The organism is Enterococcus sp. RIT-PI-f (assembly GCF_001297065.1).
Taxonomy (GTDB): Bacteria; Bacillota; Bacilli; order Lactobacillales; family Enterococcaceae; genus Enterococcus_D.
The window spans coordinates 1-15,691 of record NZ_LHOX01000022.1 but is presented as its reverse complement, the minus strand read 5'-3'; the positions used below and the strand labels follow the sequence as shown (position 1 = coordinate 15,691).

General features: G+C 39.7%; 12 protein-coding genes. 7 read left to right on the top strand and 5 right to left on the bottom strand.

Features of this window, described 5'->3' with window-relative positions:
• Positions 1-6: 6 nt before the first annotated feature.
• A complete protein-coding gene (locus tag AEQ18_RS14445; RefSeq protein WP_054117062.1) occupies positions 7-1,416 on the top strand; it encodes a glycoside hydrolase family 1 protein in 1,410 nt (469 codons plus the stop codon).
• Between the two features lie 119 nt (positions 1,417-1,535).
• On the opposite strand, the gene AEQ18_RS14440 is transcribed toward AEQ18_RS14445, so the two are convergent.
• Positions 1,536-2,429 carry an AraC family transcriptional regulator gene (locus tag AEQ18_RS14440; protein WP_054117061.1) on the bottom strand — a complete coding sequence of 298 codons (894 nt, stop codon included), beginning with the start codon at positions 2,427-2,429 and terminating at the stop codon, positions 1,536-1,538.
• Positions 2,430-2,578: 149 nt separating this feature from the next.
• Between AEQ18_RS14440 and rhaB the strand changes: the two genes are divergently transcribed.
• From rhaB to fucO, 4 genes are all read left to right on the top strand, one after another.
• Positions 2,579-4,063 (top strand): rhamnulokinase, encoded by a 1,485-nt coding sequence (gene rhaB / locus AEQ18_RS14435; protein WP_054117060.1) that lies wholly within the window; start codon positions 2,579-2,581, stop codon positions 4,061-4,063.
• Positions 4,038-5,291, top strand: a complete 1,254-nt coding sequence (gene rhaA, locus AEQ18_RS14430) for an L-rhamnose isomerase (protein ID WP_054117059.1) — start codon at positions 4,038-4,040, stop codon at positions 5,289-5,291. Before rhaB ends, rhaA begins: the two co-directional genes overlap by 26 nt.
• Before the next feature lie 7 nt (positions 5,292-5,298).
• The gene (gene rhaD / locus AEQ18_RS14425; protein ID WP_054117058.1) at positions 5,299-6,123 is read left to right on the top strand and encodes a rhamnulose-1-phosphate aldolase; all 825 of its coding nucleotides are present in this window, start codon (positions 5,299-5,301) and stop codon (positions 6,121-6,123) included.
• A gap of 81 nt (positions 6,124-6,204) precedes the next feature.
• Entirely contained in the window at positions 6,205-7,356 is a 1,152-nt protein-coding gene (gene fucO, locus AEQ18_RS14420; protein ID WP_054117057.1) for a lactaldehyde reductase, read from the top strand.
• 53 nt (positions 7,357-7,409) lie between these two features.
• On the opposite strand, the gene AEQ18_RS14415 is transcribed toward fucO, so the two are convergent.
• Positions 7,410-8,387: an AraC family transcriptional regulator gene (locus tag AEQ18_RS14415; protein ID WP_054117056.1), complete on the bottom strand. Its 978-nt coding sequence runs from the start codon at positions 8,385-8,387 to the stop codon at positions 7,410-7,412.
• Between the two features lie 145 nt (positions 8,388-8,532).
• Between AEQ18_RS14415 and AEQ18_RS14410 the strand changes: the two genes are divergently transcribed.
• Complete coding sequence (locus tag AEQ18_RS14410; RefSeq protein ID WP_054117055.1) at positions 8,533-11,160, top strand: hypothetical protein; 2,628 nt, start codon at positions 8,533-8,535, stop codon at positions 11,158-11,160.
• Between the two features lie 69 nt (positions 11,161-11,229).
• Positions 11,230-13,059, top strand: coding sequence for a beta-glucoside-specific PTS transporter subunit IIABC (locus AEQ18_RS14405; protein WP_054117054.1), 1,830 nt, complete (start codon positions 11,230-11,232; stop codon positions 13,057-13,059).
• A gap of 169 nt (positions 13,060-13,228) precedes the next feature.
• Here AEQ18_RS14405 and AEQ18_RS14400 read toward each other — a convergent pair whose 3' ends face one another.
• The 3 genes from AEQ18_RS14400 to AEQ18_RS15520 form a co-directional block, all read right to left on the bottom strand.
• Positions 13,229-14,374 (bottom strand): cation:proton antiporter, encoded by a 1,146-nt coding sequence (locus tag AEQ18_RS14400; protein ID WP_054117053.1) that lies wholly within the window; start codon positions 14,372-14,374, stop codon positions 13,229-13,231.
• Between the two features lie 103 nt (positions 14,375-14,477).
• Positions 14,478-15,347, bottom strand: coding sequence for an alpha/beta hydrolase (locus AEQ18_RS14395; RefSeq protein ID WP_054117052.1), 870 nt, complete (start codon positions 15,345-15,347; stop codon positions 14,478-14,480).
• A gap of 218 nt (positions 15,348-15,565) precedes the next feature.
• The coding region (locus tag AEQ18_RS15520) for a zinc ribbon domain-containing protein (RefSeq protein ID WP_152911862.1) at positions 15,566-15,691 on the bottom strand (126 nt) is incomplete at its 5' end.

Here is a 15,691-nt window from a genome sequence, read left to right as displayed (position 1 = left end):
GATTTTATGGGATTTCCAGCAGAATTTTTATGGGGTGGTGCCAGTGCCGCCAATCAAAACGAAGGTGCATATAATGAAGGTGGCAAAGGGCTATCGATACAAGATGTTATGCCTAGAGGTGTAAAAGGCTATGTGACAGATGCACCAACAGAGGATAATCTGAAACTAATAGGAACAGATTTTTATCATAAGTACAAGCAAGATATCTCGCTTTTAGCTGAGTTGAACATAAAAGTGTATAGATTTTCGATTGCTTGGACACGAATTTTTCCTACTGGGATTGAGGTAGCGCCTAATGAAGAAGGTTTAAAATTTTATGATAACTTAATTGACGAATGTATAAAACATGGCATTGAACCATTGATTACTTTATCTCATTACGAAACACCGTTGTATTTAGCGAAGAAATATGATGGCTGGAGAAATCGAAAGATGATTGAACATTATTATAAGTTTGTCGAGGTGTGTTTAGGAAGATATCATACAAAAGTAAAGTATTGGCTTACGTTTAATGAAATAAATATTAGTTTAATTTCCCCATTGTTAGCTGCCGGTGTGTTAACTGATAAAAAAAAGATATCAATGTCAGAAAGATATCAAATTGCTCACCATATGTTAGTAGCAAGTGCTATGGTAACGAAATTAGCGCATGATATTCATCCTCAGTTAAAAATAGGATGTATGGTAGCTGCCTCAGCAAAATATCCTATGACGTGTAATCCTATGGATGTTCGGGAAGCTGAGATGCAGAAACAAGAAGTAGATTTTTTTACCCATATTCATTGCAAAGGGAAATATCCTTACTATACGAAAAGACTTTTTAAAAAGTATGATGTCGAGTTAGATACAATTGACTCTGATTTTGACATACTAAAGAATACTGTAGACTTCATTTCATTTAGTTATTATAATAGTAAAACTGTAGCATTGGATGAAACAAAGTACGAGCAGTCTGAAGGGAATTTATTGCGTGGATTAAAGAATCCATACGTAGAGTATAGTGAATATGGTTATCCAATCGATCCGACTGGCTTGTATTTGACGCTCCATGAATACTATGACAAATATCAATTACCTTTATTTGTGGCAGAAAATGGTCTTGGACAAAAAGACGTAATCGAAATTGATGAAGATGGTAATCCTACAATCGATGATCAATATCGAATTGATTTTCTAAAAGAGCATTTAAGTGCAATTAGGCTGGCAGTAGATGATGGAGTTGACGTATTTGGTTATACAATGTGGGGGATAATAGATTTAGTTTCTGCTGCTTCAGCGGAAATGGAAAAAAGATATGGATTGGTCTACGTGGATCGCGATAATGACGGACAAGGCACTTTAGCACGTACGAGAAAAAAATCTTTCTTTTGGTTTAAGAAAGTTATATCAACAAATGGTACGGATTTAGAAAAATAAATACAAATAATTAGAAAGCATCTATCCATGTTTGGAGGATGCTTTCTTACGGAATTTATCTGTATACGAACTGCTTGGATCAATTTTTAGTATTGATATACGGGGAAATGAATCTAAATTTATGAATCCTCCTGCCTTCCATTCTCTGTATGCCGATAATCACTAGGAGAAATCCCTGCTTTATTTTTGAACAATCGACTAAAATAAGCTGTATTCTCGATACCAATAGCTAAAGAAATTTCTTTGATCGACATCTTAGAATAGCGCAGCAAGTCTTTGGCGTAAGAAATACGCTTGCTGATTTGATAATCAATCGGCGGCACGCCTATATATTTGGAGAATTCTTTGACCAATTGGTATTTATTGCGATGAAAAGTTTCCTCTAACCGTTCCAATGTGATCGATTGTCTAAACTCTTCATCGATCAATTCCCGCATGGCCACAACATAATCAGGAATATCCGTGGAAGAAAAATCTTGCCGATACTTTTGCAGCAGCAACTCATTCAGTAGTTGATGAATAAAGATCGAACTTTGAAAAGCTGTTTTTGCATTCGGTTCTTGCTGTAAAGTCAGTAAATCTTGAATAATTAGATGGATTGGATTTTGAACCAATCCTTTTTGTGTTGTTCTGAACGTATTGTTGCCGTTTTTGATAAATTCCTCATAAAATGCGCGTGTGTTGCTGCCATATATATGGATCCAATCCATTTCCCACGGCTCATTGCTGATTGTTTTATAATACTGATATTCCTTACAATCAATAAAAAAGACATCGCCAGCTTCGATCACAGTACGTTTCCCTTGATAAAACAATTCTCCTTTGCCAGAAAGCGTGTATTTGATCAAATACGAAGGCAAGTTTTCCCGCTCGGTAAAATATGGCTTCTGCGCCTTGAAATACCCGATTTCTTGAATATAGTAAAAAAGTTCCCGCTGTTTTTGTGTGGATGTATTGATATACCGTAATGAATCTGTCGACCAAGTATGATTGGCTTTCTCCCAATAATCCATGCCTTCCTCCTTTGACCAATATAGTATAATGCTTTATCAAAATTGTGTGATGTAAAAGCTGTTTTGTCAAGTTAAAATTGGCTTATCAATAAAAAACTAGAGTTTGTAATCGTTTTATTTGATAGCAAGATAATGAAAGGCGGGGAAGCATGGATACCTTTATTGCGATAGATATTGGTGCATCAAGTGGACGTTTGATGCTCAGCCAATGGGTCAATCAGCAATTATCATTAACCGAGATCCATCGGTTCAAAAATAGTTTTCGTCATCTTGATGGTTTCGATCGATGGGACATTGATTACCTGATTAAAGAGATTTTGATTGGATTAGAAAAAGTCAAACAGGCAGGTTTTGACACCTGTTGCGTTGGTATCGATACATGGGCTGTCGACTATTGTCTGGTTGACAGAGAGGGGCTTCGGCTAGGCGATCCAGTGGCTTATCGCGACAAGCGCACCAATGGTGTCATCGAGCGCTTCAGTCAAACATACCCATTACAAACGTTATACGAAAAAACAGGCATCCAACTGCAACCCTTCAATACGATTTTTCAATTGTACGTTGAAGAGAAAGACTTGTTGGCGAAGGCTGATAAGTTGTTGCTGATTCCGGATTATTTAGGATATGTGTTTACAGGCAATATGGTCACTGAAAAAACCAATGCCTCCACGATGCAATTGCTGAATGCAAATACCCAATCATGGGATTCTGATCTTTTGGCGGCGATTCAAGTAGATGAATCACTTTTTCCGCCGCTAGTTGATGCCGGAACGATCTTAGGCAAACTAGCCTATGAACAATTTCCTGCTTATGACTTGCCGGATGCAACATTTATCACCGTAGCCAGTCACGATACTGCTTCTGCAATTATTGGTACACCTGGCAGCGGTACTGATTGGGGCTATATCAGCAGTGGGACATGGTCTTTGCTAGGTATTGAAACAAATGTTCCTAAGATTTCTGCAGCCGCATTTGATGAAAATTACACCAACGAATGGGGGGCGCATAATACGATTCGCTTCCTCAAAAATATCATGGGTATGTGGTTGATCCAAGAAGTTGCCAGACAACAAGCGTATCGCTATTCCTTTGCAGAATTAGCTGAGTTGGCAAAGGAAACGCCTGGTTTTCAACAGTTTATTGATGTCAACGATCCCCGCTTTTTGCATCCAGAAAATATGATCAGTGAATTGCAAGATTATTGCCGAGAAACAAATCAGAAAGTTCCTGAAACACCAGGAGAAATCGCGCGGTGTGTATACGACAACCTGGCTCTTTGTTACGGGAGTGAACTGCAAAAACTGGAAGCACTGACGGGAACTACCCGTACATTGCAGACCCTTCACATAGTTGGAGGCGGATCAAATAACACATTTTTGAATCAGCTGACCGCAGATATTGCCCAATGCACCATTGAAGCCGGTCCAGGGGAAGCCACGGCAATCGGCAATCTTGTCCTGCAAATGATGGCAGTCGGTTTATTCACGACTTTGGAAGAAGCACGAGCGGCAATCAAAAGATCGTTTCCATGTACGATTCATCAGCCAAGCGCTTTCGACCAAACGATCGTATTGACATATCAATCTTTTCTTAAAGGAGCGCAACAACATGACAAAAATCCAGCAACGCTATGAAGAAGCGAAAGCTAAATACGCCCAACTTGGTGTGGATACTGAAGCGGTATTGAAAAAATTAAATGAGGTCAAAATCTCGATGCATGTGTGGCAAGGGGATGATGTCAAAGGTTTTTTAAGCGATGAAGAACTCTCAGGCGGGATCTCAGTTACAGGAAATTATCCTGGAGCAGCAAAGACACCGGATGAATTGCGGCAAGATTTGGAAGCAGCTTACGCCATGATTCCCGGCAAACACAAATTAAATCTTCATGCGATCTATTTGGATACAGATGAAGCAGTTGATTTAGATCAATTGGAGCCAAGACATTTTGAAAAATGGGTGTCATGGGCGAAGGAACAAGGTTTAGGATTAGATTTCAATCCTACTTTCTTTTCTCACCCTATGTTCAAAGACGGTTTTACACTTGCTTCTCCCGATGAAACTGTCCGTCAATTTTGGATTGAACATGGCAAGCGCACCCGCAAGATTGCGGCCTATATGGGTCAGGAAACAGGCCAAGTCTGTGTCAATAATTTCTGGGTACCCGATGGTTATAAAGACAATCCTATCGATCGGTATACGCCACGAGAGCGCTTGATGACTGCACTAGACGAAATTTTTGCAGAAGAACTGCCAGCGGAATATACAGTAGACGCTGTTGAAAGTAAATTGTTTGGGTTAGGGGCAGAAGCGTATACTGTTGGGTCTCATGAGTTTTATATGGGATATGGACTTACCCGGGATAAATTAATTTGCTTAGATGCTGGGCATTTCCATCCTACTGAAGTTATTTCGAACAAACTATCTTCATTGGCACTTTTCAGCAAAGGGATCTTACTGCATGTCAGTCGCCCGGTTCGTTGGGATAGTGATCATGTCGTGATCATGGATGATGAGCTCCAAGAGATTGGACGAGAATTGGTGCGCAATGATTTATTGGGTCAGACACACATCGGTTTAGATTTCTTTGATGCAACCATCAATCGTGTGGCAGCGTGGGTCATTGGCACCCGCAATACCCAAAAAGCGTTGCTAAAAGCGATGCTTGAACCCATCGATGAGCTGAAAGAAATTGAATTATCTGGTGACTTTACTACAAGACTGGCGTTAACTGAGGAATTAAAAGACTATCCTTTTGCGGATGTCTGGAATTATTACTGTGAAAGTCAAGGCGTACCCGTGGGACTCGATTGGTTGAGTACCGTCAAAGAATATGAAGCAACTGTCTTGCAAGAGAGAAAGTAGGAAAAAAATGAAGAAAATCGATATGTTACAAGCCAATTTTGTGCAAGAAATGATGGAAACAACCGCCAATTTGTACCGCTTAGGCTGGGATGAACGCAACGGAGGCAACATTTCATACTTGCTACAGGAAGAAGAAGTCTTGCCTTTCTTAGATCCAACAGTCGTTATCCGGGAAATTCCCATGATTTTTGATGCAAGTGCATTGGCAGGTCGCTATTTTATTGTGACTGGCTCAGGTAAATACTTCAAGAACGTTGCGGCCCACCCAGCAGAAAACTTAGGCGTGATTCGTGTTAAAGAAGATGGTAGGACATTGGACTTGCTCTGGGGATTAGACAATGGGGCGGTTCCTACCAGTGAATTGCCTAGTCACTTTATGAGTCATATTGCCCGTTTATCCGTTGACCCTAACCATCGGATCGTGATGCACAATCATGCATCACATTTGTTGGCTATGAGTTTTACACATGTTTTAGATGAACGCAGCTTCACACGAACTTTATGGCAAATGTGTACCGAATGCTTGGTTGTTTTTCCAGAAGGTGTGTCGATCATTCCTTGGATGGTCCCTGGCACAAATGAAATTGGTGAAGCGACAGCTGCTAAGATGAAGGAAACCCGATTGGTCCTTTGGCCACAACATGGTATCTATGGTGCGGGTAATGACATGGACGAAGTCTTCGGACTGATTGAAACCGCAGAAAAAGCCGCGCAAGTGTATACGTATGTCAAAGCGCAAGGGCCGATTTTACAGACCATAACAGATGATCAGCTGCAACAATTAGCTGATGCCTTTGGTGTAGCGCCACGGACAGGATATTTAACTGTTTGATGAGAAGAGGAAATCATAGAAAAGGGTATCTCTTTTCTATTGGATTTAATTGTGAATAAATGAACAATGGGAGGTATTTTGATGGTAAACAGAATGGTTTTGAATGAAACATCATATTTTGGAAAAGGTGCAATTGAAGCTGTTGCGTCAGAATTTAAAGCAAGAGGATATCGAAAGGCTGCTGTGATCACGGATAAAGATTTAGTCAAATTCGAGGTTGCAACAAAAGTGACCGATTTACTAGATCAGGCGGCTATCAATTACGCGTTGTATGACGGTATTGTCCCGAATCCGACGATTCAAAATGTCAAAGATGGTGTAGCATTTGTTCAAGCGTCTAAAGCAGACTGTATCATCGCTATTGGTGGGGGATCACCGATTGACACCGCTAAAGCAATTGGGATCATCATCACCAATCCAACATTTGCCAATGTGATCAGTCTTGAAGGCGTTGCAGATACGAAGCAACCTTCACTGCCAATCTTTGCGATCCCCACAACCTCTGGTACGGCTGCTGAAGTCACGATCAACTATGTCATCACGGATGAAGAAAACCATCGCAAGTTTGTTTGTGTTGATCCGCATGACATTCCTATCGTTGCTTTTGTCGACAGTGATTTGATGATGGGCATGCCCAAAACACTTGCTGCAGCTACAGGGATGGATGCAATGACGCATGCCATCGAAGGTTTGATCACAAAGGGTGCATGGGAAATGTCCGATATGCTGCATCTTAAAGCAATCGAGATCATTGGTCGTTCACTACGAGATTCTGTGAATGGCGATCAGAGTGGCCGTGAAGAGATGGCACTGGGTCAGTATATCGCTGGGATGGGTTTCTCGAATGTTGGATTGGGCTTGGTCCACGGGATGGCCCACCCGTTGTCTGCATGGTACAATATTCCCCATGGTGTCGCGTGTGCGTCCTTATTGCCAACTGTCATGAAATACAACAAAGACTTCACCGGCGATAAATACCGGGACATCGCAAAAGCATTAGGGATTGAGGATGCTGAAACCATGTCGATAGAAGCGGTACGAGATGCTGCTTGTGAGGCAATTGATCAGTTAAGCAAAGATGTCGGCATTCCTGCTACAATATCCGAACTGGGGGTCAAAGCAGAAGATATTCCAGCTATTGCCCAAGACGCCTTGAAAGATGTGTGCACACCCGGAAACCCGCGAGATACGTCTATTGAAGAGATTGTGTCAATTTATCGTTCGTTAATGTAAAAGACAACAAAAAACCTGTTGACAGTAAAACGTCAACAGGTTTTTTGTTGCGTTCAAGAATCTTTATGCATCATTTCACCCGGTAAATGCTTAAAACGTTTCTTGAATTTTTGGTAAAAATAGGTAATGTTAGAAAATCCAGCTTCTTCTGCACAGACATAAATAGGTTTTTCTGTATTTGTAATTAATACACTGGCATACTCAAGCTTAAGTTCCAGAACCAATTCCGAAAATGTCTTTCCGGTTTCTTTTTTGATGAACGAACTAATATATGTTGGCGTATAATTCAAAGCCTCTGCCAATTTTGGTAATGTAATCGATAAATAGTCTTGCTCTATGATCATTAGGATATCTTTCATCTTTAATTTGCTTTGTTTCGTGATTTTGTTTGTTTCATAGTCAAATTCTCTGACTAACTGAGTGAAAAGAATGGCTATCAAATGTTCAATGATTTTATGGCTGCCTATTTCTGGATAATACGTTTCATAAATAATGTGTTGGAGTGTTGTACGAATTTGTTCATCTTGATGATTGTTGAACACGATATACTGATTGTGCGTTTGTCGATTTGATAGCGCATTCAAAACGAAGTCATAGACTATTCCGCCATCAAAATTCCCTGATAAAAACTTCTTAGCAAAGTAGTCTTTATGGATCAGCACATTGATGATAATGTCATCTTTTCCAGTCGTTTCAATCGAGTGAGGTACAGCTGTATCAATTAAGCAGATTTGACCTTGCTGTAGTTCAACTTTTCTTTTAGCTATTATTTGTGCGCAGTTTCCTGAGTAAATGTAATTTAACTCGATGAAACTATGGATGTGTAATGGTACAGGGACGAAACGCGTATGTTTGATTACAGAAAAATGTTGGCCTTCAGGAATCAAATTATCAAAAACATATACGTGTTCCTTATTAATTGTTATGGTATCTAACCGTTGATAATAGTCAGACATCTGACCATCTTTTTGATGAAATATCTCTCGCGGACTTAATTTTCTTAATTTTTTTTCTAATTTGTTTATATCCATTTTCTCCACCTTTAAATCGTAAAATATGATACTTTAAAAGCGCTTTCTGACATTGTGGTAAATCATGTTTGATACTATTATACAGGTAACAAAGATATTTATCTAGGTCATGACGGTAAGGTAAATAGTTGAGGTGGAAATGTAAATGGAAAAAATAAAAAATTTGTTAATCGATAAATATGATAATCATGTCCTGCCATTTTTGTGGATGCATGGTGAAAATGAGGATAAAATTCGTGAATATATGAGACAAATTTCAAACGCAGGAATAGGCGCTGTATGTATTGAATCTAGGCCGCATGAAGATTTTCTGGAAGAAAGATGGTGGCAGGATGTTGATATAATCATCGATGAATGTGAAAAACGTGACATGAAGCTATGGATTCTAGATGACAAGCATTTTCCAACAGGCTATGCCAATGGAGAAATCAAAAAAAATCATCCTGAGCTCCAAAAAATGTTTTTGACTATGAAACAATTTGATTTTGTAGGACCCAAAAAAAATGCAGGAATTCTATTAAAATGGGTGCTATCTGGTCGACCAAATGTGATGCAAGTTGGTGTTGATCAGAAAGAAGAGGAAGAAGTAAAAGAATCCCCAATAAAAGCTGTAATTGCTGCTAAAAAAACTAGATACGAGGGAATAGATGAGCAAACACTCATAAATCTTACGGACAATGTTAAAGAGGACACATTATATTGGGACATTCCAGCCGGAGATTGGAGTATATTGGTTTTTACTGAAACCAATGATGGCGGTGAAGAATCGACAAATGGCTATTTAAATCCAATCGTTAAAGAAGCGACAGATGTTTTGATTGATACTGTTTATCAAGCGCATTTTGATCACTACTCCGATAAATTCGGAAATGTTATTCAAGGTTTCTTTTCAGACGAACCAAGGTTTGGGAATATAAAAGGACCAGATGCAAAAATAGGTATTGATATGCCATTGCCGTGGCGTCCTGGCTTTGAAAAAGATTTAGCAGCCAAACTCGAGCTATCTGTAGACGAAACGTTACTGAAATTGCCCTTACTATTTAGAGAAGACACTGACTTAGCTGCAACCGTTAGGTATGGATATATGGATTTAGTCACTGATTTATATAAAGAAAACTTTTCTGAGAGAATAGGCGATTGGTGCAAAAACCATCATGTTGAATATATAGGGCATGTGATTGAGGACAATAATGCGCACGCTCGTTTAGGTTATGGACCAGGACATTTTTTTAAGTCCATGGCTGGGCAAGACATGTCCGGTATTGATGTTGTATTGCATCAATTGTTGCCGCAACAGAACAACAGCTTTTTTAAGTCGATGACATCAACGGGATGGGATGGAGAGTTTTTTCATTATGCTTTAGCAAAAATGGGTGCATCGTTAGGACATTTAGATCCGAAGAAGCAAGGCAGAACGATGTGCGAAGTTTTTGGTGCATATGGTTGGTCAGAAGGAACAAAACTCATGAAATGGATTTCTGATCATATGCTCGTGCGGGGGGTGAATCAGTTTGTGCCCCATGCATTTACGATGAAAGCTTTCCCAGATCCAGACTGCCCGCCGCATTTTTATGGAAATGGTCATAATCCCCAATTTCCTTATTTCCATCTTCTGATCAAACATTTAAATCGTTTGGGCTATTTGCTAAGTGGAGGGAATCATTATGCTGAAATAGGCATTCTTTATCATGCAGAAGCTGAATGGGCGGGTAAAGCAATGTTCGTACAAAAAGTTTCTAGAGAATTAACTGAGAATCAAATCGAGTTTGAGATTATTCCTAAAAGTTTTATAGAGAACGCTTTGATTGATCGTGGTTCTTATCAAATCAACCAGCAGCAATTCAAAACATTGATCGTACCGTATGCGGAACGACTACCACTATCATTGTTGCAACGGCTTTTGATCATGCAGCAAGCGGGCATTTCAATTATTTTTATTGATGGGTTGCCAATAAGTGTGAGTGATTCTAGTGAACATGATCAATTATTGGAAGCACTTAAGCAACAAGTCAATGTGATCAACTTAAAGGAAATTGCTGCATTTGTCGATTCGTCAGCAAGTCGATTGATTACAGACAAGAAGTTATCTTTTCTGAGATTTTACCAGTATCAGCAATCAGATGGGCAAGTATTTATGCTGTTTAATGAAAATACTGTAGAAGATATGGAGTTCAAAGTGATTTTCCCAACCTCAACTGCAATTGCTGCCTATAATCCTGTAACCAATGAAGCTTATAGATTAAAAAATAAAGATGGTCTATATGATATAAAATTGGCAAAGGGCGAGTCCATGATTTATTTTGAAGATCACGCCAATATCTTTCCTCTATTGGAAACAAATGAGAGAAAACTTTTTGAAACCAGTTTAAATGATCAGGGGTGGGACATTTTGTTTTCTGGTGAAGGTCTGTCAGAAAAAGCTGAAAGGCAACTTCAAGTATCTGAGCTGCCAATACTAGGGAATGGCGATGCGTATAGTTACTTTGCTGGAAAGATCACTTATAAAACAGAAATAATGAAGGCTGATACACTGACGATTGATAATGCGTCTGAAATCGTAATCGTCTATTTAAACGATCAATATGTCGGTACAAGAATCAGTTCTCCATATAGCTTTGACTTAGCTGCTATAAATCAAACAAATAAAAATCAATTGAAGATTGAGGTGATAAATAATTTAGGTAAAAATCAACGGGATTTTCTGTCACAGTTTATTGAATCAGAACCTTTAGGTATTTCTGGAAATATCAGATTACTTTCTTCAGAACACTGATGTGAAGTAGCTAGCTGATCAGAATCAGGTGATTTGTTGCGAATTATGTAAAAAATAGGAGGAAGTTAGATGTCAGTTAAAGAAACTGCACAAGAAGTTCTAAAAAAAATTGGCGGTTCTAAGAATGTGGAATCAGTCACGCATTGTGTTACTAGGTTAAGATTTGTATTACGTGATTTTTCATTACCAAATAAAGAAGAAGTTGCTAGCATTGACGGCGTTATTTCTGTGATTGAACAGGGGGGCCAATATCAAGTAGTGATAGGCAATAAGGTATCAGAAGTATATGATGAGGTGCTTAAAGAATTAGATGGTTCTGATCCAACTGACAAAATTGAATCTAAAGCGCATCATAAATCTCTATTTGACAAGTTTACTGCAATGATCTCAGGAATCTTTATGCCAGTGATGGGAGCGATGGCAGGTTCAGGGATGATTAAGGGCGTTCTTGCGATTTTGACAATTACTAATCTTCTTTCGGAAGAGTCTGGTACCTATATTATTTTATATGGTTTATCAAATGCTTTCTTCTATTTTATGCCTGTGATTTTAGGTGCATCTGCTGCCAAATATTTTAAAATGGATATATTTGTTGGTGCCGTGCTCGGTGCAGCTTTGATATATCCGACATTTATACCTTTCGCTTCCGAGGGGGAATTAAGCTTTCTCGGTATTTCCGTAAATATGATGGATTATACATCCACTGTTTTTCCAGTAATTGTTGCTGTTTGGTTCGCTTCTAAAGTGAATATGATCGCTGAGAAATTCATGCCGAAAGATTTGAAGTTTTTACTTGTTCCTGCAATTGTTCTATTAATTTCAGTTCCTGTGACGCTTATTGTCATTGGACCTATTATTACACTACTAAGCAATGTTCTAGCTGACGCGGTGAATGCCATTTATAATTTTAGCCCAGCACTAGCGGGTGCCGTCATTGGAGGGCCGTGGATTTTAATGGTGATGTTTGGTCTGCATTGGGCTTTTATTCCGATATTTATTGCGAATATGGCAAGTCAAGGTTATGACCCAATGATGGGTTTGTTGTTGGCCAATCAATTTGCTATGGCAGGCGCAACGATTGCAGTTGGAATAAAAACGAAGAATGATAAACTTAAAGCCCTATCTTTGTCCACGGGAGTTACCACATTGTTTGGCATTAGTGAACCAGCTCTCTATGGTGTTTTATTGCCCAATAAAAAACCGCTGATTGCTGCTATTATTGGTGGTAGTTTTGGAGGGGTTATAGCTGGTATTGCTAATACAGTACAATATTCATTTGGCGGTTCTGGTCTTTTAGGGATTCCTTTGATTATCAATACATCCGGTATTGATAATGGCTTTTATGGAGGTATTGCATCTCAAATCGTAGGATTTATTGTTGGCTTTGCATTGACTTATACTTGGGGATTCAAGGAAAAGAGTACAGTTGATTCTGATGATTACAGCGGAAATAATACATTGCTAAACACCAAAATCAATGTCAATGATATTTTATCTGGGGAAGTGGTGGCTTTATCAGAAGTGCCGGATAAAGTTTTTTCAGAAGGATTGATGGGTCAAGGCTTAGCGGTTATTCCAAACGACGGAAAAGTATATGCGCCCTTCGACGGCGTTGTCACAATGATCTTCCCAACAAAGCATGCAATAGGATTGACTAGTTCTGATGGTATTGAGTTATTGATTCACGTAGGTGTAGACACAGTTGAGCTAAACGGAGTTGGCTTTAAGAGTTTTGTTGCAAGTGATCAAAAGATAAGCAAGGGTGATTTGTTGCTTGAAATTGATTTAGCAGTTCTTAAACAATCTAATTTTCAAATAATCACACCTATATTAATTACCAATCCAGATAAATTTAGCAAAGTTAGTCATGAAAATAACAATTTGATATTAGCAAATTAGAAAAAAGATTCCGGTTCTTACACAGTGTAGGACCGGTTTTTTAGTACAAAAAGTTCCCTTACTTGGTCAAAAAAAAATCCACCGACGCAAGCATCGATTGTGGTCGAGGAGGTATAAAGAACAAAACGATGCAACAACCAGCAAAGAACCGCTGATTGTTGCATCGTTTTTATGTGTAAATTTTTCGCGTAAAGTATTTAAGTATCAACGGGGAAATCAAGGTACTGAATAAGACGACGATGACCAGCGGTGAATAATAGGTGGCAGCAATCAGTTGGTTTTGTTGACCGATCTGTAAAATAATCAAGGCCATTTCTCCTCTGGAAATCATGCCTGCACCCACCATCCATGCACTTTGATTTGAGAATCTAGCTAATTTTCCGCCTGCAAAGCCCCCCACTAATTTTGTGCCAACGGCAATTGCTGTAAAGAGGAGAATAAATCCAGATTGTGTGATCAGACTAGACAGATCAACGGATAGACCCACGCTGACAAAGAAGACGGGAATAAATAAGGCATAGCCGATTGCTTCAATATTGACCATTACTTCGCGTTTGACTTTGGTTTGACCCACAGCGATCCCTGCAAAGAATGCACCAATCACGGAACTTAATCCGACAATGTCCGCCAAGTAAGCCATCGAGAAACAAAGGACCAAAGAGGCGATGATCACGGAAGCCGTAGTGGATAGTTTTTCTGCAAATGAGAACAACAAAGGGGCCAACCATTTAACGATCAAAAAGATCAGACCAAAATACAGCAACTCTTCAACGATCGTCAGCGGCAGTGACGGACTGTCAGTATTTGCGCCTAGAAATGATAAACTCAGACTCAGAATCAATACGACCAGAATATCATCGACGACCGATGCCCCCAAAATTGTCGAACCCTCTTTGGTATTGACGACCCCTAATTCTTTCAGGACTTCGACAGAGATACTTACGGATGTAGCAGCTAAGACAATACCGAAAAAGAAACTTTCTGCGTGAGATCCTGTTGGCCCCAATCCTGCGAGCCAACTGACACCCATGGGCAGCAAAATCCCTAAGACTGCCACAAACATCCCCGGTTTGAAGTATCGTTTCAGCAAAGAGAGATCACTTTCCATCCCAGCCAAAAACATCAGCAAAATGACGCCTATCTCAGAAAAATCGGTCACCAGTATATCCGGCTCAACCCAGTTCAGACCCCCAGTTCCTAAAAGAATCCCAGCCAACAATTGCCCAATCACAGCGGGTACGCCAAGCCGTTTGGCGATTTGTGCAAATAAGGTGGTCGTGATCAAAATCAAACATAAAATACCGATAAAAGCCATTCAATCTTCCTTTCTGATAAATGTGCGATTTTATTATAGCACTTAATATCTATCATACGATTACTAAACGTCTGCTTTTATCAAATTATAGCCAACTGATTATTTAACGCTTCCCGACTTGATCGAGCCAGCCAATCAGTTGACGATAACAACGGTCCGCAAAGGGGGTCTCTTGGCGATCAAAATCATGTTCAGCCTGAGAAAGCCAATATGTTTCCGTCTGAATCAATTGGTTTGCAAAATCTTTCGACTGTTGGACAGGAACATCAGGATCGTTTTCACAGTGAGCTAAGAATGTTGGCATCAAGTTAGGAAAGTCCTGTATTTGCTTATCTAATTCAAGCAATGTTTGGCGCTTGCCTAAATACGTATGCCAATTTCCAAATTGACGTGCTGAAAGGTAAAGGGGAAAACGCTCAGATAGTTCCCCTGAAGTGACAGGCGATGTTCGCTTTAAGTGTTGTGCACTGCTAGGGGTCACTTTCGGATAGTGCAGGTAATAAGCTGAGGGTGCCAAAAATCTCGGGTCTAATAGTTGCTGGTATCCATAAAAACGAATCAATCCCTTCTGTGATGCATAGGGGGCAGCGGTTGTGAGCAGCGTAGCCAAATAACCACCGGCGGATCGCCCAAATAGGATATAGTCGCTATTTGTGTGACCGCTATAGCGCCATCCTTCCTCGATAAACCAATCAACACCACGCTTTGCTGCAAGATAGATCGTTGTTAAATCCGCTTCGGGTGCCAATGGATAATCGAGGGTTATGACTGTGTATCCAGCCTCAACCAGTAATTGACGATAGACGGTGGGCAAATCATTGCGGTGTCCAAAAACGAAGCCGCCCCCATGGAAATACAAAATACAACCTTTCACTTTAGTCGCGGGGAAGAACGTTGCTTTCAAGGGAAGCTTCCCTAAATAGCCAAAGATGTATTCTTGTGATGAGCGGCAATTGATTACTTTTTCTCCCATATAGATTCCTGCTTTCTTTCATAGAATGATTTCCTATAGTATAGAAAGTGTAAGGGGTTTAGTGAACTACTCACCACTTAGCTAAACCTAACGGTTCTTAACGCTTGAAGTGGGAGCTTCTTGGGAAGAGAGCATACTTGATAGCTTATTTCTTTACTAACAGCGGTATCTCTTATTTACCAAGCTATCTCCGTAGTTCCTACGGTTCTTGATTCTATCTAAGCTAACGATTTTATTCTTAGACCTTCGGTCAGAATATTGATACTAGCGTTGATGTCTCGGTCATGATGAGCATGACAAATAGGACAAGTCCATTCTCGAATTTCGAGAGATTTCTTGCCATC

Excerpts from the sequence above, each read along its gene's own strand:
- AEQ18_RS14400 (WP_054117053.1), bottom strand. The coding sequence starts at position 14,374 with ATGGCTTTTATCGGTATTTTATGTTTGATTTTGATCACGACCACCTTA.
- AEQ18_RS14440 (WP_054117061.1), bottom strand. The coding sequence starts at position 2,429 with ATGGATTATTGGGAGAAAGCCAATCATACTTGGTCGACAGATTCATTA.
- rhaB (WP_054117060.1), top strand. The coding sequence starts at position 2,579 with ATGGATACCTTTATTGCGATAGATATTGGTGCATCAAGTGGACGTTTG.
- AEQ18_RS14410 (WP_054117055.1), top strand. The coding sequence starts at position 8,533 with ATGGAAAAAATAAAAAATTTGTTAATCGATAAATATGATAATCATGTC.
- AEQ18_RS14405 (WP_054117054.1), top strand. The coding sequence starts at position 11,230 with ATGTCAGTTAAAGAAACTGCACAAGAAGTTCTAAAAAAAATTGGCGGT.
- AEQ18_RS14395 (WP_054117052.1), bottom strand. The coding sequence starts at position 15,347 with ATGGGAGAAAAAGTAATCAATTGCCGCTCATCACAAGAATACATCTTT.
- AEQ18_RS14445 (WP_054117062.1), top strand. The coding sequence starts at position 7 with ATGGGATTTCCAGCAGAATTTTTATGGGGTGGTGCCAGTGCCGCCAAT.
- rhaA (WP_054117059.1), top strand. The coding sequence starts at position 4,038 with ATGACAAAAATCCAGCAACGCTATGAAGAAGCGAAAGCTAAATACGCC.
- fucO (WP_054117057.1), top strand. The coding sequence starts at position 6,205 with ATGGTAAACAGAATGGTTTTGAATGAAACATCATATTTTGGAAAAGGT.
- rhaD (WP_054117058.1), top strand. The coding sequence starts at position 5,299 with ATGAAGAAAATCGATATGTTACAAGCCAATTTTGTGCAAGAAATGATG.
- AEQ18_RS14415 (WP_054117056.1), bottom strand. The coding sequence starts at position 8,387 with ATGGATATAAACAAATTAGAAAAAAAATTAAGAAAATTAAGTCCGCGA.